12 protein-coding genes are annotated in these 22,439 nt (G+C 72.9%); 5 read left to right on the top strand and 7 right to left on the bottom strand.

The window, feature by feature from the left end:
• Positions 1-43: 43 nt before the first annotated feature.
• Both ACIBCU_RS36360 and ACIBCU_RS36355 read right to left on the bottom strand, forming a co-directional pair.
• Positions 44-1,282, bottom strand: a complete 1,239-nt coding sequence (locus tag ACIBCU_RS36360) for a serine/threonine-protein kinase (protein ID WP_399236785.1) — start codon at positions 1,280-1,282, stop codon at positions 44-46.
• Between the two features lie 146 nt (positions 1,283-1,428).
• Positions 1,429-3,060, bottom strand: coding sequence for a serine/threonine-protein kinase (locus ACIBCU_RS36355; protein ID WP_399236783.1), 1,632 nt, complete (start codon positions 3,058-3,060; stop codon positions 1,429-1,431).
• A 419-nt stretch (positions 3,061-3,479) separates the two neighbouring features.
• On the opposite strand from ACIBCU_RS36355, the gene ACIBCU_RS36350 reads away from it, so the two are divergent.
• From ACIBCU_RS36350 to ACIBCU_RS36330, 5 genes are all read left to right on the top strand, one after another.
• Entirely contained in the window at positions 3,480-6,803 is a 3,324-nt protein-coding gene (locus tag ACIBCU_RS36350; RefSeq protein ID WP_399236781.1) for an FHA domain-containing protein, read from the top strand.
• Positions 6,804-7,044: 241 nt separating this feature from the next.
• On the top strand, positions 7,045-8,376 hold the full coding sequence (locus ACIBCU_RS36345) for an ABC transporter substrate-binding protein (protein WP_399236827.1): 1,332 nt from the start codon (positions 7,045-7,047) through the stop codon (positions 8,374-8,376).
• 4 nt (positions 8,377-8,380) lie between these two features.
• Complete coding sequence (locus ACIBCU_RS36340) at positions 8,381-9,760, top strand: carbohydrate ABC transporter permease (RefSeq protein ID WP_399236779.1); 1,380 nt, start codon at positions 8,381-8,383, stop codon at positions 9,758-9,760.
• A gap of 100 nt (positions 9,761-9,860) precedes the next feature.
• Entirely contained in the window at positions 9,861-10,775 is a 915-nt protein-coding gene (locus ACIBCU_RS36335; protein ID WP_362927038.1) for a carbohydrate ABC transporter permease, read from the top strand.
• 180 nt (positions 10,776-10,955) lie between these two features.
• Positions 10,956-13,190: a CDP-glycerol glycerophosphotransferase family protein gene (locus tag ACIBCU_RS36330; RefSeq protein ID WP_399236777.1), complete on the top strand. Its 2,235-nt coding sequence runs from the start codon at positions 10,956-10,958 to the stop codon at positions 13,188-13,190.
• A 35-nt stretch (positions 13,191-13,225) separates the two neighbouring features.
• Here the strand turns inward: ACIBCU_RS36330 and ACIBCU_RS36325 are convergent, their stop codons facing one another.
• The 5 genes from ACIBCU_RS36325 to ACIBCU_RS36305 all read right to left on the bottom strand — a co-directional run bounded on the left by ACIBCU_RS36325 (position 13,226) and on the right by ACIBCU_RS36305 (position 22,381).
• The gene (locus ACIBCU_RS36325; protein WP_399236775.1) at positions 13,226-14,374 is read right to left on the bottom strand and encodes a glycosyltransferase; all 1,149 of its coding nucleotides are present in this window, start codon (positions 14,372-14,374) and stop codon (positions 13,226-13,228) included.
• Positions 14,371-17,217, bottom strand: a complete 2,847-nt coding sequence (locus ACIBCU_RS36320) for a CDP-glycerol glycerophosphotransferase family protein (protein ID WP_399236773.1) — start codon at positions 17,215-17,217, stop codon at positions 14,371-14,373. Before ACIBCU_RS36320 ends, ACIBCU_RS36325 begins: the two co-directional genes overlap by 4 nt.
• Positions 17,214-20,666: a CDP-glycerol glycerophosphotransferase family protein gene (locus tag ACIBCU_RS36315; protein ID WP_399236772.1), complete on the bottom strand. Its 3,453-nt coding sequence runs from the start codon at positions 20,664-20,666 to the stop codon at positions 17,214-17,216. The genes ACIBCU_RS36320 and ACIBCU_RS36315 overlap by 4 nt, the downstream gene beginning before the upstream one ends.
• Before the next feature lie 99 nt (positions 20,667-20,765).
• On the bottom strand, positions 20,766-21,635 hold the full coding sequence (locus ACIBCU_RS36310) for a TylF/MycF/NovP-related O-methyltransferase (protein ID WP_399236770.1): 870 nt from the start codon (positions 21,633-21,635) through the stop codon (positions 20,766-20,768).
• 11 nt (positions 21,636-21,646) lie between these two features.
• Positions 21,647-22,381, bottom strand: coding sequence for a methyltransferase domain-containing protein (locus tag ACIBCU_RS36305; protein WP_393765691.1), 735 nt, complete (start codon positions 22,379-22,381; stop codon positions 21,647-21,649).
• Positions 22,382-22,439: the final 58 nt, after the last annotated feature.

The raw sequence follows: 22,439 nt of genomic DNA, 5'->3' as shown, positions 1-22,439 counted from the left end.
GAACCTGTCCCTCCCCCGGAGCCCGGCCCCTTCCGGGCGGCTCTCAGGGGGCCGACGGAGCCGAATTCCGCGTGTCCTCGGGGGTGGCACCCGGGTCGTCGCCGCTCGTGGCGAACCAGCCGCCCACCCCTATCGCCGCACACAGGGCGACAGCGGCGACACCCAGGGTGATCCTCCGCTTCCGGACGGCCGCCGACTTGTTCCGGGCCGAGCCGGGGCGCGGACGGCCGGGGGCGCGCGGCGCGCGGGCCGTGCCGAGGGGGCCGCCGGAGAGCTCGTCGGGGGCGGGGACGCGCATGCTCGTGTGGGTGTCCCGGTTGGAGTCCGGGGAGGAGCCGGGCACCAGCGGGACCGCGCCGCGGCGGCGGGGCTCCTCGGGGGACGGCGTGTACTGCTGTTCGTCGTATGCCTGCGGCTCGGTCTCGTTGTCCGGCTCGTCGACGTCGAGCGGGGGTATCCCGGACAGCAGCGGGAGCAGCTCCCGCAGCCGGGTCGCGAGCTCGGAGGCGCGCAGACGGGAGGCCGGGGCCTTGGCCAGGCACTGGACGAGGAGCTGCCAGAGCTCCTCCGGGATACCGGGGAGCGGGACGACCGTCTCGGTCACATGGCGGCGCAGGACGGCCCCGGGGTGGCCGCCCCCGAAGGGCGTGAAGCCGGCGAGCAGCTCGTAGAGCACGGTGGCGAGGGCGTAGATGTCCACGGCGGCGCGCGGCGGGAGGCCCTCGACGATCTCGGGGGCCAGGTAGTCCGGCGTACCGATGATCTTGGTGGCCTTCGTGCGGCGCGGGGTGTCGATCAGCTTGGCGACACCGAAGTCGGTGAGCAGCGCGGGGTGCGAACCGCCGGGGCCGAGCGGTCCCTCCATGTCGAGCAGGATGTTCTCCGGCTTGACGTCGCGGTGGACCACGCCTGCGCGATGCGCGGCGGCGAGACCGTCGGCGACGTCCGCGATGATCGCCGCGGCGGCCTCGGGCGCGAGCCGGCGCTCCCGGTCCAGACGGGTGCGCAGATCGGTGCCCCGCACCAGATCCATCACCAGCGCCAGATCGGTGCCGTCCACGACGAGGTCGCGGACGGCGACGACGTGCGGATGCCCGAGCCCGAGCAGCGCGGTGCGCTCCTGCACGAAGCGGCCCACGAGCTCCTGGTCGGACGCGAGGTCCTCACGGAGCAGCTTGATGGCGACCGGGCCCTCGGGCCCCTCGCCGAGCCACACCGTGCCGGCGCTGCCGCGCCCCAGGATCTGGTGGGCGGTGTACCGGCTGCCGATATTCCGTGCCAAGACTGCTCCCTCAGCGGCTGGCGTTGACCCCCGGTCGACAAAGTTACGCGGCGAACGGGGTGTTGCGTGCCCTGGATGGCGCCAACCTTCACTTCTGTGGGCGAATTGGGCCCACAGAAGTCGACAAAGACACAGAGTAGGGGCTGTTACTGACCGGTCGAGCCGCCGGAGCCGCTTCCGCCGAGGTCCTCGAACCAGCCGGTGACCTCGCCGATGCCGTCCCCTATGGCGTCCCAGAAGCTCTTGCCCTGGGCGACCCAGTCCTGCAGCGGTGTCAGCTCCCAGATGAGCCAGGCGGCGACGACCAGCAGCACCACCGTGAACAGGCACCCCTTGAGGCAGCCGAGGCCGGGGATGCGCATCGGGTTGGCGCTGCGCTGCCGGGGCTGGCGCGGGGCCGGGGCCTGGGGCGGGGGCTGCTGCGGGGGCGCGTACTGCTGGCGCTGCGGCTGCGGGGGCCGCTGCTGCTGGGGTTGCGGCTGGTAGCGCTGGGGCTGCTGCTGCGGGTACTGCTGGGCGCGCTGCGGCTGCCGGCCCTGGGGCTGCCTGTCCTGCGGCGGCTGCTGACGCTGGGGGCGGCGGCGCAGCGGGTCCTGGCTCGGGTCGAGGTACTGAACCTGCGTCTGCTCGTTGCGGTCCCGGGCGGCCCGGAGCTGGGACTGCCACGGGTGCGGCTCGTCCGGCCCCGGCGGACCGTCGGGGCGCGGCGGGACGGGAGGCATCATCGCGGTCGGGTCCGCCTGGCCGCCCCCGCCCGGGGTCTGCTGCATCACGCTGGTCGCGGCCGACGGGTCGTACGAGCCCGCGTTGCTCGGCAGCACCTGGGTCGGGTCGGCGGCGCCCGGGGTCTCCGGGACGGCGGCGGGCGCCGGGTCGGGCGCGAGCAGGGCGCCCACGCCCTCGGCGGCCGCGATCTGCGCCGAGTTCGCGTGCACGCCGATGCCGGCGCCGACCGTACGCAGCGCACGGGCGAGGTTCACGGCGCTGGGCCGCTGGTCCGGGTCCTTGCGCAGGCAGCGCTCTATGACCGTCCACAGCGGCTCGGGGAGGGTGCTGGGGCGCTGGGGCTCCTCGCTCAGGTGCCGGTGCAGGACCTCCAGCGCGGTACCGCCCGCGAACGGGGGACGGCCGGTGACCAGCTCGTACAGGAGAATGCCCGCGCCGTAGATGTCCACGGCGGAGGTCTGCGGACGGCCCTCGGCCGACTCGGGCGCCACGTAGGCGGGCGTGCCGACGAACTCGTGGGTCCGGGTGAGCCCCGGGGAGTCCGCGAGGCGCGCGATGCCGAAGTCGGTGAGCATCGGGTGCATCTCGCCGTTGCGCTCGTCGAGCAGCACGTTGGCGGGCTTCAGGTCGCGGTGCACGACGCCGTCGGCGTGGCTCGCGGCCAGCGCGTCCGCGATCTGGGCGGTGAGCAGCGAGGCGGCGACCGGGGTGAGCGGGCCGTTCTCGCGGAGGTACCGATGCAGGTCGGGGCCGTCGACCAGGTCCATCACCAGGGCGAGGAGATCTCCCTCGACGACGAGGTCCCTGGTGCGCACGATGTTCGCGTGGGTGAGCCGCAGCAGCACGGAGCGCTCGCGCAGGAACCGCATCACGACATCCGCGTCGTTGGCGAGCTCCTCCTTGAGCACCTTGATCGCAACGGTCTCGCCGGGCTGCCCGGCGACGGCCGCCTCGGCGCCCGCGGTCTCCCGCTGGCGGGCTCGCCAGACGGTGCCCGTGGCGCCGCGTCCGAGCGGCTCCTCGAGCAGGTACTTGCTGCCGACTGGCCGCACGTCACGCGCTCCCTGCTGATCGTTGTGCTTGCGGTCCCCCGGGGCCCGCCGGATGTTCCGGCCCACTCTAATGCCGTCGTACGGGGCACCGGTCGGTCGTCCTCCGGTCGTGTTGCCGCTGCGTTCACGGGAAGACGCCCATACGGAAGAGTTGGTTGCCGAACGAGTGTGCAGCACGTCCCCGGCAGGACCAAGCAGGCACTTTTACACCCACACTCGGCCATTCAAGATCACTTAGCGGCCACCCCCGGGCGTGTTGTCAGTGGCAGGTGCGAGGATGCCTCCAGCACAGAACTGTGGGGTCTGGAGCCTCACGTTCCGTGACGACCTGTACCGGACGACGCGTCCGTGCCGGGTGGGGGGAATCACAGGGCATTTCCCCTGCCGGGCGCCCCGCGCAGAAGGGACCGCTGACGGCGATGCAGATCCGGCTGACCGTCCTCGCGCCGCGCAGCGGCCAGACCCCGGCGCGCGCCTGCGACGTGCTCGTGACCGCCCCGGCGGGGACGGCTCTCGCGGCCGTCGCCTCCGCCCTGGCCACAGCGGTGTCCGGTCCGGAGAACTCCCTGGGCGGCGGCGCCACCGTGCTGTACGCCGGCCGCGAGCGGCTCGACCCGCAGCGCTGCGCCCTCGGCGAGCCGCCCCTGGTGGACGGCACGGTGCTCTCGCTCCAGGTGCCCGGCGAGGACGAGGCGGCCGACGACGCCGTCCCGGCCCGGCTGCACGTGATCGCGGGACCGGATGCCGGCGGGGTCCACCTGCTGCACGGCGGGCAGATCCGCATCGGCCGCTCCGCCGACGCGGACGTCCCGCTCGACGATCCCGACGTGTCACGGCTGCACTGCGCCGTGACGGTCTCGGACGACGGCCGTGTCTCCGTCGCCGACCTGGGCTCCACCAACGGCACCTCGCTGGACGGCACGGACGTCCACGACCGCCCGGTCCGGCTCGTCCCCGGCGCCCTGCTGAGGCTCGGTGAGTCGACGCTCCGGCTCACCCCCGGCGACCGCACGCCCACGCTGACGACGACGCCGGACGGCGAGGGCCATCTGCGGGTGGCCCGCCCGGACGCGGGCGGCGCCCCGGGACCCGCCGGGGAGCCCGACGCGGGACCGGCCGGCGGGCACGGCCACGCGTACGACTCCGCCCCCACCGGGCACGAGGCGTACGACGACGGCCCGTCCGGCCACGACGCCCATCAGGGCGAGGCCTCCGTGCAGGTCACCCACGGCCGCGGCTCCGCGCTCGTCCCCGGGGAGGCGCCCAGGCGCGGCATAGGCGCCTGGGCCCGGCGGCTCACCAGCGGCAAGGGCGAGCAGGCGCACGGCATGCCGTCCGGTGACTCACCGGCGGCCGGCCCGGAGCCCGTGTCCGCCCCGCACGCCCCCTCCGTACCCCCGCGCTCCCCCTCCGCCCCCGCCGGGACCTGGCCGGACCCCGCGACCGTGCTCCTCACGGCGCTCGGCCCCGGCCCCCGTCTGTGGGAGCGCGACACCGCGCACCCCGAGGCCCTGGTCGTACGGCTCGGGACGACGGAGCGGGCCGATCTGCCCGCCGTGCCGGTCACCGTCGGACTGCGGGAGGCCGGCTCCCTCGGGCTCGCGGGCCCCCGGGCCCGGCTCTCCGGCCTCGCCCGCTCGACGGTGGCGCAGCTCGCCGCGCTGCACTCCCCCTTCGACCTGGAGATCGTGCTGATCAGCACGGACCGGACCCGGAGCCTGGAGGAGCGGCGGCGCGAGTGGTCCTGGCTCGGCTGGCTGCCCCATCTGCGCCCCATGCACGGCCAGGACTGCCGCCTCCTCCTCGCGTACGACCGTGAGCAGGCGGGCGCCCGCGCGGCGGAGCTGGTGCGCCGCATGGAGGAGGGACCACTGGGACACGGCTGGGCCAGCGCCGACCGGACCGCCGTGGCCGATGCGGCCCGGCTCCACGCCGGGCCGTACACCGTGGTGATCGTGGACGGCGACCCCGGCTCCGCGGCCCTGCGCGAGACCACTGCGGGTCTGGCCGGTGCCGGAGCCGCCGCCGGAATCCATCTGATCTGCCTGGCGGAGACCCCGGCCGCCTCCCCGACGTCCCCGGTTGCCGCGACCTACGACACCGCGTGCCGGGCCTCGATCGCCTTCCGCGAGTGCGGTGCGGTGGCCATGCTCAGCGGCGATGTCGCGACCGCGCTGCGGCTCCTGCGCACGGCGGGCGGCCAGGCCGCCGGCCACGGCACGGTCGCCGCGGTGGACGCCGTGTCGGCGGCCTGGGCCGAGCGGTTCGGGCGCGCCCTGGCCCCGCTGCGGGACGAGGGCGCGACCGGCCTGCCCGGCCGGCCCATAGCGGCGGCCCTGCCCCCCTCCGCGCGCCTGCTGGACGAGCTGGGCCTCGCCAGGGCCACCCCGGCCTCCCTGATGGCCCGCTGGGCCTCCACGGCCGAGGATCAGCCGGGCGCGACGGTGCGCACCCCCGCGCAGGGCTCCGCGGACCTCTACACGACGAGCTCGGGCCGCACCCTGAGCACCGGGCCGCGGGTGGGCGCGCAGCGCGAGTCCCCCGACTCCGGGCACACCCCGTACCGGAGCAGCGGGCCGACCAGTTCGGGCTCGGGCCGCTCCGCCTACAGTCCCGCGGGCGGGAGCGGCTCCTCCCCCCGTATCGGCGCGCAGCGACGCGACAGCGGCTCCGCGGAGCCCGGCCCCGCGCCCACGTCCTCCGGTTACGCGGGCCGGCCCGTGATCGTCCTCGGCGCCGGCCCCAGGGGCCCGCTCTCCGTCGACCTGGCCGACGAGGGACCGCATCTGCTGATCGAGGGCCCCGCGGGCAGCGGGCGTACGGAGCTGCTGCGCGCCGCCGCCGCCTCCCTGGCCTCCGCAGCCCGCCCCGACCGGCTCGGCATACTCCTCATCGACGGGGCGGGCGGCGAGCACGGGGAGCGCGGCGAAGGACTGCGCCCCTGCACGGAGCTCCCGCACGTCTTCACGCACCTGGTGGCCTCCGACCCCGTACGCATGCGGGAGTTCGCACAGGCGCTGGGCGGCGAGCTCAAGCGCCGTGCCGAGCTGCTCGGCACCCTGGACTTCACGGAATGGCACGCACGGTACGAGGAGTCGCAGGGGCTCACCGGCCGTCGCGCCGCCGGCTCGGCCGAACAGCGCGGTGACCTGGAATCGCCCGCCAGCGGCACTCTTCGGCTACGGCCCGCCGCGGCCCGCCCGGTGGACCCTGGGCCTTCCCCCCTTCCCCGGCTGGTCGTCCTGGCCGACGACTTCGACGCCCTGGTCGCCCCGGCGCTCGGCAGCCCCGGCCGCCCCTCCGCCGGGTCCGTGGTCCGGGTGCTGGAGGCCGTGGCCAGGGACGGCGGGCGGCTCGGCGTCCATCTGGTCGCCACCTCCGCCCGCCCGGACCGCACCGAGGACACGGAGCTGGCCCGGGGCGCCCGGCTGCGCATCGTGCTCGACCCGCCCGTCGTCCCCCCGTCCCCGGACGAGGCCTCGCCCGGCAGGGGGAGGCTGGGGCACCCGGACGGCCGGGTGACCCCGTTCCAGGGCGGCCGGGTCACCGGCCGCATCCCGCGCACGGCGACCCTGCGCCCCACCGTCGTACCGCTGGAGTGGGAGCGGATGGGGGATCCGCCGACCCGCCGGCCGGTCCGTGAACTGGGCAACGGCCCCACCGACCTGGCCCTGCTGGCCAGCGCCCTGGAGAGGGCGGCCCGTTCGGTGAACGCGGTACCCCTCCCTCCGCTGATCCCCTAGGGTCCGGCCCGCGCCCCCTCACGACGTCACGAGCCCATCACGATCACGGAGTTGGCCCAGGCGGCGGTATTGCGGCCCTGGGGTGCCGGGCATAGGACTGTGCGCACGGACGATGTGAACCGCACGATGTGAGACGTGAACGGCACCGCGGGGTCCTCCCGTTGGTGCCGGTCCGCGCTCATGCGCGCGCAGGAGAGACGGGGCAGGGATGCGCAGAACCCTTCGAATGCGTAGGGCCGCAATGGTGTTCACCGCGATCGGGGCGCTGGCCCTCACCGGATGCGGTGACGACGGCGCCGGCAAGGACAAGCCGGGCGACGACGCCGGCAAGGGCGAGGGCAGTGCGTCGAGCGTCACTCTGCCGAAGCTGGACGGCGAGAAGATATCGGTGGCCGCGGTCTGGACCGGGCCCGAGCAGGCCAACTTCACCAAGGTCCTCGACGAATTCGAGGCACGGACGGGCGCCACGGTGACCTTCGTCCCGGCACAGGACCCGATCGTCAACTTCCTCGGTACGAAGATCGCGGGCGGCCAGCCCCCGGACGTCGCGATGATCCCGCAGGTGGGCGCGATCCAGCAGGCCGTTGCCAAGAAGTGGGCCAAGCCGGTCGGCAACGAGGCGCGGGCCCAGCTGGGCCAGAACTACTCGCAGGTCTGGCAGGACCTCGGCGCGGTCGACGGCACCCAGTACGGCGTCTACTTCAAGGCCGCCAACAAGTCCCTGGTCTGGTACAACACCAAGGCGTTCGAGAACGCGGGCGCGAGCGAGCCGAAGACCTGGAAGGACTTCCTGACCACGGCCGAGACGGTCTCCGCCTCCGGTGTCACCCCGGTCTCGGTCGGCGGCGCGGACGGCTGGACGCTCACCGACTGGTTCGAGAACGTCTACCTCTCGCAGGCCGGCCCGGAGAAGTACGACCAGCTGGCCAAGCACGAGATCAAGTGGACGGACCCGTCCGTCAAGGACGCCCTGACCACGCTCGCAGAGCTCTTCGGCAAGCCGAGCCTCATCGCCGGCGGCGCGGACGGCGCGCTGCAGACCGAGTTCCCGGCATCCGTCACGCAGACGTTCACCGGCGGCGACCAGCCCAAGGGCGCCATGGTCTTCGAGGGCGACTTCGTCTCCATCAACATCGCGCAGACCGAGGCGAAGATCGGCACGGACGCCAAGGTGTTCCCGTTCCCGGCGGTCGGCGCGGACTCCCCCGTGGTGACGGGCGGGGACGCGGCCGTGGCGCTGAAGGACAGCAAGGGCGCCCAGGCGCTGCTGACCTGGCTGGCCTCGAAGGACTCGGCGAAGATCTGGGCCGAGGCCGGCGGGTTCATCTCGCCCAACAAGTCCCTGGACACCGCCGCGTACCCGAACGACGTGCAGCGCACGATGGCCGAGGCGCTGATCGACGCCGGTGACGACGTCCGGTTCGACATGTCCGACCAGGCCCCGCAGTCGTTCGGCGGGACGCCCGGCAAGGGTGAGTGGAAGACGCTCCAGGACTTCCTGAAGAACCCGAAGGACATCGCGGGGACCCAGGCCAAACTGGAGTCCGACGCGGCCAAGGCGTTCACGAGCTGACGGGATGACCACAGTGACAGCGGGGGGCGCGGACAGCGCGCCCCCCGCCGACAAGCGTCCTGACACGGGAACGGGCCAGGGCAAGCGCCCACGCGGAAGCGTGACCGGCACCCGGAGGGCCGTCGCGGCGGCGTTCCTGCTGCCGGCCCTGGTGCTGCTCGGCTCACTCGTCGTCTATCCGATCGTGTACTCCGTCTACCGCTCGTTCCTCGACCAGTCCGGCACCGGCTTCGCGGGCCTCGACAACTACAAGGCGCTGTTCACGGACGACACCATCCGGACCGCGGTCAAGAACAACGCGATCTGGGTCGTGTTCGCGCCGACGGTCGCCACCGTGCTGGGCCTGATCTTCGCGGTGCTCACCGAGCGGATCCGGTGGGGTACGGCGTTCAAGCTGATCGTCTTCATGCCGATGGCGATCTCCATGCTGGCCGCCGGCATCATCTTCCGCCTGGTGTACGAGCAGGCGCCGGAGCGCGGGGTCGCCAACGCCGTCGCGGTGGGCGTCCACGACACGTTCGCGCAGTCCTCGGGCTTCCCGAAGGCGCATCCGCTGCCCGTCCATCCGCTGAAGGCCGGGGGCGGGGGTTCCTTCGTCACGAAGGAACCGGTGGGGGCCGGTGAACCGGTGAACCTGCCGCTGGTCGGTGTGGTGCCCGCGAAGATGCCGGGCGACGCGAAGCCCGCGAAGGCGGCCGCCGCGTCGGGTGAGGGCATCACCGGGACGGCGTGGCTCGACTTCACCAAGGGCGGCGGCGGCAAACCCAACGTCGTCGATCCGAAGGAGCTCGGCCTCAAGGGCATCACCGTCGAGGCGGTGAAGGACGGCAAGGTCGTCGCCTCGGCGACGGCCGGCGCGGACGGGGTGTTCACCCTGCCCGCCTCGGCCGACGGGTCCCTGCTCCGGCTGCCGGCGGACAACTTCCGGGAGCCGTACAACGGGGTCGACTGGCTCGGGCCGTCCCTCGTGACGCCGGGGATCATCGGCAGCTACGTCTGGATGTGGGCGGGATTCGCGATGGTGCTGATCGCCGCCGGCCTGGCGGGACTGCCACGCGAACTCCTCGAAGCGGCGCGGGTGGACGGCGCGAACGAGTGGCAGGTGTTCCGCCGGATCACGGTGCCGATGCTGGCGCCCGTGCTCGCGGTGGTCCTGGTCACCCTGATGATCAACGTCCTGAAGATCTTCGACCTGGTCTTCATCATCGCGCCGGGCTCGTCCCAGGACGACGCGAACGTCCTGGCGCTCCAGCTGTACCGCTCCTCGTTCGGCACGGACGCGGATCTCGGGGTCGGCAGTGCCATCGCCGTACTCCTGCTGCTGCTGGTGATCCCGGTGATGCTGTTCAACATCCGCCGCATGCGGAAGGAGGGGCGCCGGTGACGATTCATGCCTGCGCGACACCAGCCTCCTGCCGGGGGTCCGGGGGTCGCCCCCCGGGAAGACACAGCAACATCCGCCGCATGCGGAAGGAGGGGCGCCGGTGACGACGACCGAGGCGGTACAGGCCAAGAAGGTCTCCCGGGCCGGGTCGGCCGCGAAGGCCGAGCAGTCCCTCGGCGCCCGGATCGCCGCCCGGGCGGGCGGTGGCGCCATGCGGGTCTTCCTCATCCTGGTGGGCCTGTTCTGGCTGATGCCGACCATCGGGCTGCTGCTCTCCTCGCTGCGCGGGCCCGAGGACATCGCGGCGAGCGGCTGGTGGAAGGTCTTCACCGCACCCTCCGAGCTCACCTTCGACAACTACCAGCGCCTGCTGGACAACTCGACCATCACCGATTCCCTCTTCAGCACCGTCATGATCACCGTCCCGTCCACCTTCCTGGTGGTCGTCATCGGATCGCTCGCCGGATATGCCTTCGCCTGGATGGAGTTCCCCGGCCGCGACTGGTGGTTCCTGGTGGTCGTGGGGCTGCTGGTGGTCCCCGTGCAGGTCGCCCTGATCCCGGTCTCCGAGCTCTTCGGCACCATCGGGATCTTCGAGACGACCTTCGGCGTGGTCATGTTCCACACGGCGTTCGGCCTGCCGTTCGCCATCTTCCTGCTGCGGAACTTCTTCGCCGAGATCCCGCGCGAACTGCTGGAGGCCGCGCGGCTGGACGGCGCGGGCGAGATCCGGCTGTTCACCCGGGTCGTGATGCCGCTCGGCGGCCCCGCGATCGCCTCGCTCGGGATCTTCCAGTTCCTCTGGGTGTGGAACGACATGCTGGTCGCGCTGATCTTCGCGGACTCGGAGTCCCCGCCGATCACCGTGGCCCTGCAGCAGCAGGTCCGGCAGTTCGGCAACAACATCGACGTGCTGGCGCCCGGCGCCTTCGTGTCCATGGTGATCCCGCTGGCGGTGTTCTTCGCCTTCCAGCGGCAGTTCGTCTCCGGCGTGATGGCGGGCGCCGTCAAGTAGCGCGCTGCCGCGAAGCGGCACTTCAGCACATACGTTCGTCAATACCAGGGCGGCTCGTTCACTCGTGATCGGGCCGCCCTACCTCGTACTTCCCCCGAATGCCATATTCCACGTAACCAAGTCACCCCATCGGCCGTTTGCGGGCCACCTGCCCTCCCGCGAGCGACCCCTGGATGTGTTGTGCCCCGGTTCAGTGTCATCGTGCCCGCGTACCGGGTCCAGGCGTATCTGCACGCGTGTCTCGACTCCGTGCTGAACCAGTCCTTCAAGGACTACGAGATCATCGTGGTCGACGACTGTTCGCCGGACGCCTGCGGCCCGATCGCCGACGAGTACGCCGTACGCGACCCCCGGGTCAGCGCCGTCCACCTGCCGCGCAACTCCGGCCTCGGGCCGGCCCGCAACGCCGGGGTCGCCAGGGCGACCGGGGACTACCTGCTCTTCCTCGACGGCGACGACACCTTCTCCCCCGAGGCGCTCCAGGCCATCGCCGACCGCCTGGAAGCCACCGGCGGCCCCGACGTCCTGGTCTACGACTACGCCCGTACGTACTGGTCGGGCGAGAGCGTACGCAACACCTTCGCCCAGCACCTCGCCGAGACCGGCCCCGCCTCCTTCCGGCTCACGGAGCGGCCCGAGCTGCTCAAGGTCCTGATGGTCGTCTGGAACAAGGCCTACCGCCGCGAGTTCATCGAGGCCGAGGGCTTCACCTTCCCGCCCGGCTACTACGAGGACACCCCCTGGACCTACCCGGTGCTGATGGCCGCCGGGTCGATCGCCGTGCTGGACAGCGTCTGCGTGCAGTACCGCCAGCGGCGCCGGGGCAACATCCTCTCCACCACCACCCACCGGCACTTCGACGTCTTCGACCAGTACGACCGGGTCTTCGCCTTCATCGACGCCCGCCCGGAACTCGCCGTCTGGCGGCCGGTGATGTTCCGCCGGATGCTCGACCACTTCTCGACCCTCTTCACCTCCCGGGGCCGGCTGCCGCGCGGCAGCCGGGCCCAGTTCTTCCGCCGCGCCCGCGCCCACTGCCGCCGCTACCGCGCCCCCGGCGCCCCCGTGTCCCGCCGTACCCGGCTGCGGCACGCGCTGTTCCGGCTGGGCGCCCACCGCACGTACCGCGCCCTGTGGGCCGCACAGCGGCTGCACGGCAGGCTCGCGCGCGCGGCCTCGGCGACCCGCCGGGCGGTGCGCGCGGCGGCGCTCCAGCTGCACTACCGCGTCCAGCTGCGGCTGCCCGTCCGGAGCGGGGACGCCGTGTTCGCCGCCTACTGGCACCGCGGCTACACCTGCAGCCCCGCCGCGCTGGAGGCCACGGCCAGGGCCCTCGTGCCCGGGCTGCGCACGTCCTGGATCTGCCGTCCGGAGGACGCCCACTCGGTGCCGGAGGCCACACGCGTGCTGCACCCGGGGACGGCCGCCTACTGGACGGCGCTGGCACGCTCCAAATACCTCGTGAACAACGTCAACTTCGACCGCAGGCTCGTGAAGAGACGCGGGCAGGTGCTGCTCCAGACCCATCACGGGACCCCGCTGAAGACCATGGGGACCGACCTCGTGCACCGCCCGGCGGCGGCCGGCTCCATGGACTTCGACCAGCTGCTGCGCAACGTCGACAAGTGGGACTACTCGCTCTCGGCCAACCAGCACTCCACCCTCGTCTGGGAGCGCACCTACCCGTCGGGCTACACCACGCTGGAGTACGGCAGCCCGCGCAACGACGTCTTCCGCCGCACGACCCCCGAGGAGGCCGCGCGGCTGCGCGAGCGCCTGGGGGTCCCGGAGGGCAGCACCGCCCTGCTGTACGCGCCGACCCACCGGGACTACCGGCGCGCCCAGCGGCACTCCCTGGACCTGGAACAGCTGGTCCGCGTCCTGGGGCCGCACTTCGTGATCCTGGCCCGCTCCCACTACCTGGACGCGACGGCCCGGGCCACCGCCGGTCACATCCGGCACCCACGGATCATCGACGTGAGCGCCCACCCGTCCGTCGAGGAGCTCTGTCTCGCCTCCGACGGGCTGATCACGGACTACTCGTCGCTGATGTTCGACTACGTCAACCTGGACCGGCCGGTCGTCCTGCACCTGGAGGACGCCCAGGCGTACGAGGCGGCCCGTGGCACGTACTTCGATCCGGCGGCCTTCCCGCCCGGCGCGGTCGCCCGTGACCAGGAGGAGCTGCACGAGATCTTCGCCACGGACCACTGGCGCGGGCCCCGGTCCACGCAGCGCCGGGCTGCGTTCCGGGCCAGGTTCTGCCCGTACGACGACGGGCACGCGGCGGAGCGGGTGGTGCGCCGGGTCTTCCTGGACGACACCTCGGGCCTGCCGCTGGCCGCCCCTCAGCCGAGCTGCGGGCCCGCGGAGGTCCCCCGGCAGGTGACCGTCCGGGAGTACAGCAACGGGTGAGGCCCTGCCCCGGGGTGTCGGACACCCCCGGGCGTTCAGCGCTCCAGGAAGGCGAACAGCTCTTCCCAGCGGCCCATGATCTCCGCCTCGGAGAACCGCTGGACGTTGGTCCGCGCCCGGTCCCCCATCGCGTCCCGCATCCGGGGGTTGCCGGTGAGCCGGAGCAGCCGGTCCGCGAGCGCGCCGATGTCACCCGCGGGCGCGAGCAGCCCGTCCTCGCCGTCCCGCACGATCTCCCGCACGCCCGGCGCGCAGTCGAACGCCGCGCACGGCACCCCGCTCGCCATGGCCTCCAGGAGCGCCAGCGGGAAGCCCTCGCCGCGTGAGGACTGGACGAAGACGGAGGAGGCGGCGAGCGCCCCGGGGACGTCGTCGGTGCGTCCCCGCCACCCGACCGAGGAATCGAGCCCCAGTCCGGTGCACTGCGCCCTGAGGTCCGCCTCGTCCTCGCCGGCCCCGTACACGTCCAGCCGCCAGTCCGGGCGCTGCGGAGCCACCAGCGCCCAGGTGTCCAGGAGCATGTCGATGCCCTTCTGGTCGGTGAGCCGTCCGATGCTGGCGACCGACTTCTCGCGGCGCGGGGAGGGCACTTCGGGCAGCGCGGCGAGGGCGTTGGGCATGAAGCCCACGTTGTTCATCCCGTCGCCCGCCCACTTGTCGGCGTCCTCCTCCGTGAGGACGAGCCAACGGTCGAGCGGCGGGTAGTGGTTCTTGATCCAGCGGTAGCGATGGCTCGCCCGCGAGTAGTCGTAGGACTCGTGGCTCATCCCGATGACCCGCATGCCGCCGGTGTCCGCCTCGCCGACCCACTCCATCGCCCAGACCTGGCTGACGATCACCACTCCCCCGGGCCGGGCCGCCCGGAAGATCTCCGAGAGCCGGTCGACCGCCAGCCGCTTCCGGGCCGCACGGCCGGCCTCCGCGCGCCGGGCGGCGAACCGGAAGCGGTCCCTGGCGCTTTTGGGCGTCCAGGGCGTCGGCGGGTGCGCCGGGTACAGGGCGGTCACCGGATAACCCGGCGGCTCGGGCAGGGCCATCTTCCGCTCGGCGGCGTGGATGCCGATGGTGTGCACCCGGTGGCCGGCCTCCTGGAACAGCTGGGCGGTCCGGTGCATCCAGCCGGTCACACCCCCGAGTTCGTCGGTGCTGTTGGAGACGATGAAGACATCACGGCTGCGGTTCATCGACGGGGCTCCCCGGTGCGGGCGGTACGGGACGGGACGAGATGCCGGGCGAACACGGTGTCGACGACCGCCCGGGCCGCGTCCCCCCGGTCGTACGCTCCGAACTCCTCGGCGAAGGCGGCTCGTTGTTCCTGGAAGCCGGTGTCCGCGGTCTTCAGCCGGGCCAGCACGGCGAACAGCTCCTCCTCGGTCGCCGTCACCGGGCCCGGCGCCTTCTCCCGCAGATCGAAGTAGCTGCCCCGCTCGGCGGCGTAGGTGTCGAGATCGGGGGCGAAGAGGACGATCGGGCGGTCCAGGAGGGCGTAGTCGAACATGATCGACGAGTAGTCCGTGACCAGGACGTCCGCGAGCGCGAGGAGTTCGCTGACGTCGTGGTGGCGCGAGACGTCCACGACCGTCCCGGGCGGGCAGGCGGGCAGGCTCGCCGCCTCCAGGTAGTGCGCCCGCACCAGCAGCGTGTACGTGTCGCCGAAGCGCTCCGCGAAGCGTGCCGCGTCCAGGAGCAGCCGCTGCCGCTTGCGCTTGCCCGGCCCGCCCCGGAAGGTCGGCGCGTACAGCACGACCTTCCGGTGGTCGGGCAGCCCGAGTTCGGCCGCGAGCGCCGGGCGCGGCAGCCTCCCCCGGGCCTCGTCCCGGGCCCGCGCGGCGAGCAGCGCGTCGTTGCGCGGGTAGCCGGTGCGCAGCAGCGTGCTCCCGGGCAGCCGGTAGGCGCGGGCCAGCGTGCGCTCGTCGTGCTCGGACCGTACGAGGAAGTGGTCGAACCGGTGCACGGCCTGCTGGAGCCGCTCGCGCTGCGGGGCGTTCTGCATGCGCACCCGGGTCTCGTCGAACCCCATGCGCTTGTACGCCGATCCGTGCCAGGTCTGGAGGTATGCCGTGCCGGAGGGCTTGTCGAGGTGCTGGGGGAACCCCTGGTTGTCGACCCAGTACTCCGCCCGTGCCAGGGCCCACAGATAGCGCCAGGACCAGCGGCGGACCAGCCTGGCGTCCGGGGGGAACCCGGCCGGGGAGTCGGCGTACGACCAGACGCAGCGCAGCGGGAGCCCCCGCGCGCGCACCTCCTCGTGGACGGCCCGGGGGCTGTCGCCGTAGCAGGTGCCCATGTGGCTCTCGAAGACCACGGAGCCCCTGCGCACGGGCAGCCGGAGCAGCCAGGAGCGGTAGACGGAGACCTTGAAGCCCCTGGCGTGCAGTCTGTCCCGGCGCTTGCGCAGAGCCCGCAGCAGGAGCCTGGCCCGGCGGGCGGGGCGGAAGTGAGTGGCGTAGTGGACCAGCCGCCGGGCCGTACGGGCGGGCCGGTGGCGGGCTTCCAGCCGCAGCGCCAGATGGTCCCGGAGCGTGATGTACGGCTGCCAGGTGTCCCCGGTCGTCCTGCCCAGCCGGGGCGAGGCGGGGGAACGGTCCGACGGGCCGACGAGGTCGTGGGCGGCGAAGAGATCGCTCACCGAACGGGTGCGGCCGTCCTCCACGACCATCCGCGCGTCCCACACCGTGTCGCGGAGGCCGAAGGGGCGCAGCAAACGCGTCAGGTCGGCCCGCACGGACCAGCTGATCCCGGTGGCGTCCGGCCGCAGCTCGTCGACCGGGGCGCGGAAGGCGCGGGAGCCGTCGCGTACGCGGAACTCCAGATGGGCCGTGAGGGGGCCCTCCGGGTCGGGCCCGGTGTGCGCGGGCAGCACGAGCCGGCCCTCGAGCAGGACCCGGCGGCCGTCGGCCTCGTAGCGGGTGAGCCTGTTCATCAGCTTCAGCTCACCGAACGCCCGGTACCGATGGCCGAGTTCGGTGACGTCCAGCACGGGATCGGGGCCGCCCGGCCAGTACACCCGCCCGTCGTCCGCCGTGATGAGGGGCGCGGCCACGACTCCCCTCCTGCGCAGCGCGTACGCCGCGGTGAGCACCCCGTCCTCGTCCCCCCGCTCCAGCAGTCGGACGCCGACGCGCTCGACGGGCGGGAGGGTGAGCAGGACCGGCTCGGGAACGGATCCGGGCAGCACCCGGGCCGCCGTCGCCGCGACGCGTTCGCGTGCCGCGGCGGGCAGTTCGGGGAAGCTGCGCACCAGCGGCACGAGGTGGTCCAGCAGGAAGGCGCCGTCCCGCCGCTCACGCAGGTCCGCCAGCCCCTGGGCCACCAGCACATGACAGACACGCCGGTGCGCCTCGACGAGCCCGGCGAGGTCCCGGCCGGCGTCGGGCACGGCCCGCCCGGAGACGATCCGGCGGCGTACGAGGGCGATCCGGCCGACCACGGACGCCGCCAGGGGGCCGAACAGGATCCCGCTGTGGGTGAGGTCCTCGTCGTAGCGCAGCGCGTGCCGTTCCAGTGCCGCGCGCCGCACGCAGAACCCGGTCACCAGGGCGTCGTGCACGGCCAGTTCGGGTGCCTCGGAGAACCGGACGACCGTACGGGAGCGGAGGAACAGCGGGTGCTGCCAGGAGGGCTCCCGTTCCTTCGTCCCCTCCCCGGTGAGCCGGGCCCAGCGCCCGGCGACCAGGTCGGCACGGGTCCGCGCCCCGGCCTCCCAGAGGTTGCGGCACGCGTGCCGCTGGAGGCGCTCGCCGACATCGAGCACGAGGACGTACGTGCCGCGCGCCGCGTCCAGGCCGGCGTTGCGCAGCGAGGCGACGGAGTCCGTACCGGGGTCGAGCACGCGGATGCGGTCCGGGGAGCGCCCGGCGAGCGAACCGGCCGCACTCCGCAGGGCGGCGGGGGCTCCGGCGGGCAGGACGACGAGGGCCTCGACGGCGCGCAGGCTCTGGTCGAGCACGGACTCCACGGACGCCGTCAGTGCTGCCTCCCCGCCCTCCGCGGCGGTGATCACACAGCTGAAGTCGGGCGTACTCATGCCTGCGCCCCCTTGAGCATCCGGTCCACTACCTGGGCGGCCGCCGTCCCGTCGTCCAGATCGCAGAACGACTCGCGGAAGCCGGCGTACGCCTCCCGGTGGCCCGCCGTCGCGGCCTCCGGGTCGCGCAGCGCCTCGACGACGGCCGCCGAGTCGGTGATCAGCGGGCCGGGCGCCCGGTTCTCGAAGTCGAAGCAGAAGCCGCGCAGGGTGTCGCGGTAGTGCTCCAGGTCGTAGGTGTGGAACAGCATCGGGCGTCCCGTCTGCGCGAAGTCGAACATCAGGGACGAGTAGTCCGTGACCAGCACATCGCTGATCAGCATCAGCTCGGCGACATCGGGATGGCGTGACACGTCGCGCACGAAGTCGTTCGAAGGGATGCTCCCGCCGACCAGGTAGTGGCGCCGCACCAGCAGGACGTGGTCGTCCCCGAGCGCCTTCCGCGCCTGTTCCAGGTCCAGTTGGAGGTCGAGCCCGTACAGCCCGCTCCGCTTCGGCCGGTCCTCGCGCCAGGTGGGGGCGTACAGGACGACGCGCTTGCCCTCGGGGACGGCGAGCGACTGCCGGACCGCGGCGGCGACCTTCGCGCGGTCGGAGGCGTACAGCAGGTCGTTGCGCGGGTAGCCGCACTCCAGCACCTCGCCCGTGTGCCCGAACGCGCGGCGCAGGACAGGCGTGGAGAAGCGGTTCGGCGAGACGAGGACGCTCCACTGGGCGGCCCGGCGGGGCATGGACTCCATGTACGCGGTGTCCGCGAAAGCGGTGCCCGCCAGGTCACGGCCGATGCGCTTGAGGGGGGTGCCGTGCCAGGTCTGGACGACGAACTGTCCCTCCGCCCGTTCGAACCACTCGGGCAGCTGGGTGTTGGTGACGATCCACCGGCTGCGGGCGAGCGCCTCATGCCACTCGGCGCTGTGCAGGGCCACGGCGCGGACCCCGGCGGGCACGACGGCCTGCTGGTCCCGCACCACCCAGAGGTGCTCGACGCCGGTGCCGCGCCGGACCAGCTCCTCGTGGACGGCGCGGGGCGAGTCCGAGTACTGGCGCCCGTCGAAGCTGGAGTACAGCACGGCGTCCCGGAGCTCCCCGCCGCGCGCGCCCACGTACCGCTCCCGCAGCCGGCGCTGCCCGTACGCCCCCCGGTCCGCCGGTGGCAGGGCGCTGCCCGACCACAGGGAGAGCCGGTCGTGGAAGCGCCGCTCCAGGGTGAAGAGGCGTCCTCCCGACGCGCGCCCGAGCGGCAGTTCCGCGTGCAGCTGGTGCACCACGCGCAGCGGCAGGTAGAGCTCCGGGTCGGTCTCACCGCGCTCCCGGAGGAACGGGTACCACCGGCCCTCGGCGAGCGGCAGGGTACCGCCTGCCCCGTCGACCGCCCCGGGGGTCAGCACCGTACGGAAACCGGCACCCGTCCGCTCCAGGGCGAAGGTGTGCTCCTCATGGTGGCCGCTGTGGCGCAGGACGAGCTCGACCGGGTCGTACCTCACCGCCGGGAAGGCCCCCTCCAGGACCAGGCCGGCGTCGTCCGTCCATGACACGCGCGTGACGACGGGCCGCACGTCCCGGTCGGTGAGCACCAGGTCCCCGGAGGGATTGGCGGCGGCGTAGACCTCACGGCCGCCGGGCAGCGGATACCGGCCGGCGTCGGTCTCCGGACGGGCCGCGACCGTGAGCCGTCGCGTCCCGCCGGCCAGCTGGACACCCCAGTCGCCGTCGGAGCCCCCGAACGCCACCAGCGGCACCTCGGCGATGAGGGTACGGCCGTCGGTGCCCTCGCCGGGCCCCAGCGGGAACTCGCGGGTCTCCTTCGTACGCCACTCCTGGATCCGCAGAGCCGTCGGCGCGTCCTGGCCCAGCAGCCGCACCGCGATCCGGATCCCGTCCCCGGCCTCCGTCGGACCGTGTCCGGCGAGCACGGCGTCCACCCGCTCGGCGCGGAGCTCCAGCTTGTTCCCGGAGAGCAGCGGGACGACCCGGGTGCGCTCGTCGACGTAACGCACGGCGGGCGCTGCCGGATTGTTGAGCAGCCGCATCGGGCCACGCCGCGGGCGCCCCGCGCCGACGACGACGGATTCCAGCTTCCAGAGCGTGCGGGCGCCCCGTGCCGTGCCCCGGGTGACGAGCCGGCGCGGGTCGACGACGGTCTCGAAGCCGGACCGCTCGTAGCGGTGCAGCGAGCGGCCCGATCCGGCCGTCGCCTCGTCCGTCGCCGTCCTGCGCAGCCGCAGGGGGATCAGCCGGCGGCCCGACCTCAGCCAGCCTGCCCCGGCCGACCTCCCCGGGGCGTTGCGGACGTACGCGTACCCCTTGAGGTGCAGCAGCCCGTCCCTCCACACGGCCTCGGTGAGATGCGCGTGCACGGGGAGGTCCTCGGCGGACAGTGCGGTGACCTTGTGCGGGAGGGGGGCTACGACGCCCGGGTACCGGGCCCCGGGCCGCAGCCGCCCCCGGACGTGGAAGGTGTCGCGGTCGGTGGACTCGTGGGCCAGGAGGGCGAGCAGCTCCGCCGTCCTGCGCTCCCGGATGAGCTGCCACTTGACCCGCAGATGCAGGGGCAGCGCGTCGAGGACCGCGGGTTCGACCGTCGAGACGAAGGCGTTGGCGTGGGTGAGGAAGGCGTCGTGGAAGCTCTCGTCACCGTCCGGGAGCGCCTCGATGAAGAGCCACAGGTCACCGGAGAGCGCGTGCTCGTCGTAGCGCCGCTTCGCCTCCGTCATGCCCCGGTCGGCGAGGAACCGGCTGACCGTGGAGACCGCCGTGACCCGGTCGCGGATGCCCCGGGCCACCGCGCGCCGGGTGGTGATCGAGCCGTCGCGGTCCCGCCAGTGGTAGACCGGCTCCTCCACCACGTCGACGCTCCGGGCCAGGAAGTGAGCCGGCAGGACCACGGCGATGTCCTCGTACAGGACCCCGGTCGGGAAGGCGAAGCCGTGCTGGTCCCAGAAGGACCTGCGGAACACCTTGTTGCACGCGATGCGGTCGCCGAGCAGGATCCAGTCCCGGGTGACATGGGTGGCCCGGCGTGCCTTCTCCATCGGCCTGCGGAACATGGGGGACTGTTCGAGCACCCCGTTCGCCCGGAGCCTGAGTACGTTGCCTGTCGCGAAGTCCGAGCCGGAGGCGTCCAGTTCACCGAGCATCCTGGCGAAGGCGCCCGGCGGCACGACGTCGTCGCTGTCGACGAACGTCAGGAAGTCCGCGTCCGGGTGGGCCTGTCCGGCGCCCGCGTTGCGCGCCGCCCCCAGCCCGGCGTTCTTCTGCCGGATCAGCCGGAAGCGGGAGTCCTGCCGGGCGAACCGCAGTGCCACGTCGGCGCTGCCGTCCGTCGAACCGTCGTCGACCATGACGACTTCCAGGTCGGCCATGGTCTGCCCGGCGAGCGAGTCCAGACAGGCTCCGAGGTACTCCTCGACGTTGAAGAGCGGGACGACGACGGTGAGACGGGGTGCCATGACGCTGCGCACGATCCTTCCGGACGGACGAACGGACTTCCTCTGTATGGAACGAGCCCCGTGCCGGGGAGGCACGGGGCTCGCAACGGGGCGCTGCACCTAGGGTTTGACGGCGATGCGGCCCTCGTCCATGCGCAGCAGCAGAAGCTGTTCCCCGGTCTCCTCCAGGAATTCGTCCACTGCCTGGCGTGATCCCTGCCAGTAACCGTAGTCGTCGATCAGCAGCACCCCGCCGCTCACCAGACGCCCGTACAGGTGTGTGAGCTCATGCTTCGTCGACGCGTACCAGTCGGTGTCCAGGCGGAGGATGGAGATCTGCTCCGGCGCCTGCCCGGGGACGGTGTCCTCCACCTTGCCCCGCACGTAGTGGATGCGGTCCTTCGGGTACGGGACCTGCTCGAACCCGGCCTGTACGTCCTCCAGGGAGGCCACGGCCCAGATGGGCCGGTCCTTGCCCTGTGCGTCCAGCAGCTCCTGGGCCGGCCTGCCGTCCCGCCGCAGGTCCTCCGCGGTGGGCGGCGTCATGCCCTCGTACGTGTCGAAGAGGTAGAGGTCGCGCTCCGTCTCACCCAGCGACAGCAGGGTCCTGGCGCAGGCCTGCATGGAGCCACCGCGCCACACCCCGCACTCGACGATGTCACCCGGGATGCCGTGCTTGACGATGTGCCGCGTCGCGAGGACGAAGGCGTTGAGCCGCTCCGGGGAGGTCATCGTGTACGGCTTGACCGCGCGGATGACGTCCTTCGCCTCGTCGTCGTAGTCCGCGGGGAACTGCGGCGGCTTCTTGGCCACCGCCTGGGCGGGCGGTGCGGGCGGCTTCGGCACCGCGGCCGGGGGCCCCGTGGGGGCGGAGCGGGGGGCGGGCAGGGTCGCGCGCCTGAGCTGGTACCCAGTGAGTTGCTGAAGGACGCCGTTGACGGCGTTGCGCCAAGCCATGGGGTCGGACAGTACGCGCGTTTTGCGGCTCATGTCACCTTTCGTCAACCTGTGGTTGATGGGACCGTACGACTGTCCGGACGCCCGCACCGCTCCCGTCCGTCCAGCGGGCGCGGCAGCGGAACCCGGTCCACTCCGCCGGCCCGGTTGGCCCACCACACGGCCGTCTCCCGCACGGCGAGGTCCGCCAGGCTGTTCTTCAGCCGGGTCACCGGCCGGCGGTGGGGCAGCGGCCGGCGGAAGACGCCCACGGAGTCGCCCCAGTAGGCGGCCTTGGTGTCGATGGAGGCGTAGTCGTGCCAGATGCCGTTGGCGGGCGGGAAGTCCGTGTACGCCTCGCAGAGTTCGAGGCGGGAGTGGGCGGCCATCGCGCGGAAGCCGTCGGGGTAGTAGCGCCAGCAGTCCTGCGCGTCGTGGGCGTGGCCGCGCGAGGGGGCGGTGATGAAGGCGTAGCCGCCGGGCCTGAGCACCCGGGCGATCTCCATCATCGACACCCAGAAGAAGGGGATGTGCTCGAACGCCTGGCCCGACAGCACCACATCGGCACTGCGCGACTTTGCGGGGATCCGGTAGGGCTGCTCCATGACCGCGTCGACGTTGGGGCCGTCGAGGACGTCGACGCCGAAGTAGTCGATGTCGTGGTCGGCCAGGAGCCCGCGGTGGGTGCGGGTCTGCTTGCCGGAGATCCGGGAGCCGAGGTCCACGACGCGGTGCCTGCGGGTCCTGGGCAGATACTCCTCGATGCAGAGCTGCATCTGCTCGTAGGCGGACCGGTGCATGAGCTTCTCCCAACGTTGCCGTGTGCGCGCGCTGTTGAGCACAACGACGGTGGCGTAC

The sequence above is a fragment of the Streptomyces sp. NPDC051064 genome (assembly GCF_044455985.1).
Classification (GTDB): domain Bacteria; phylum Actinomycetota; class Actinomycetes; order Streptomycetales; family Streptomycetaceae; genus Streptomyces.
This window is presented reverse-complemented; position numbering and strand designations above follow the sequence as displayed.

What these genes read in the sequence shown, in the direction of transcription:
- ACIBCU_RS36350 (WP_399236781.1), top strand. Translation starts at nt 3,480, where the DNA reads ATGCAGATCCGGCTGACCGTCCTCGCGCCGCGCAGCGGCCAGACCCCG.
- ACIBCU_RS36345 (WP_399236827.1), top strand. Translation starts at nt 7,045, where the DNA reads ATGGTGTTCACCGCGATCGGGGCGCTGGCCCTCACCGGATGCGGTGAC.
- ACIBCU_RS36340 (WP_399236779.1), top strand. Translation starts at nt 8,381, where the DNA reads ATGACCACAGTGACAGCGGGGGGCGCGGACAGCGCGCCCCCCGCCGAC.
- ACIBCU_RS36325 (WP_399236775.1), bottom strand. Translation starts at nt 14,374, where the DNA reads ATGAACCGCAGCCGTGATGTCTTCATCGTCTCCAACAGCACCGACGAA.
- ACIBCU_RS36320 (WP_399236773.1), bottom strand. Translation starts at nt 17,217, where the DNA reads ATGAGTACGCCCGACTTCAGCTGTGTGATCACCGCCGCGGAGGGCGGG.
- ACIBCU_RS36315 (WP_399236772.1), bottom strand. Translation starts at nt 20,666, where the DNA reads ATGGCACCCCGTCTCACCGTCGTCGTCCCGCTCTTCAACGTCGAGGAG.
- ACIBCU_RS36310 (WP_399236770.1), bottom strand. Translation starts at nt 21,635, where the DNA reads ATGAGCCGCAAAACGCGCGTACTGTCCGACCCCATGGCTTGGCGCAAC.
- ACIBCU_RS36305 (WP_393765691.1), bottom strand. Translation starts at nt 22,381, where the DNA reads ATGCACCGGTCCGCCTACGAGCAGATGCAGCTCTGCATCGAGGAGTAT.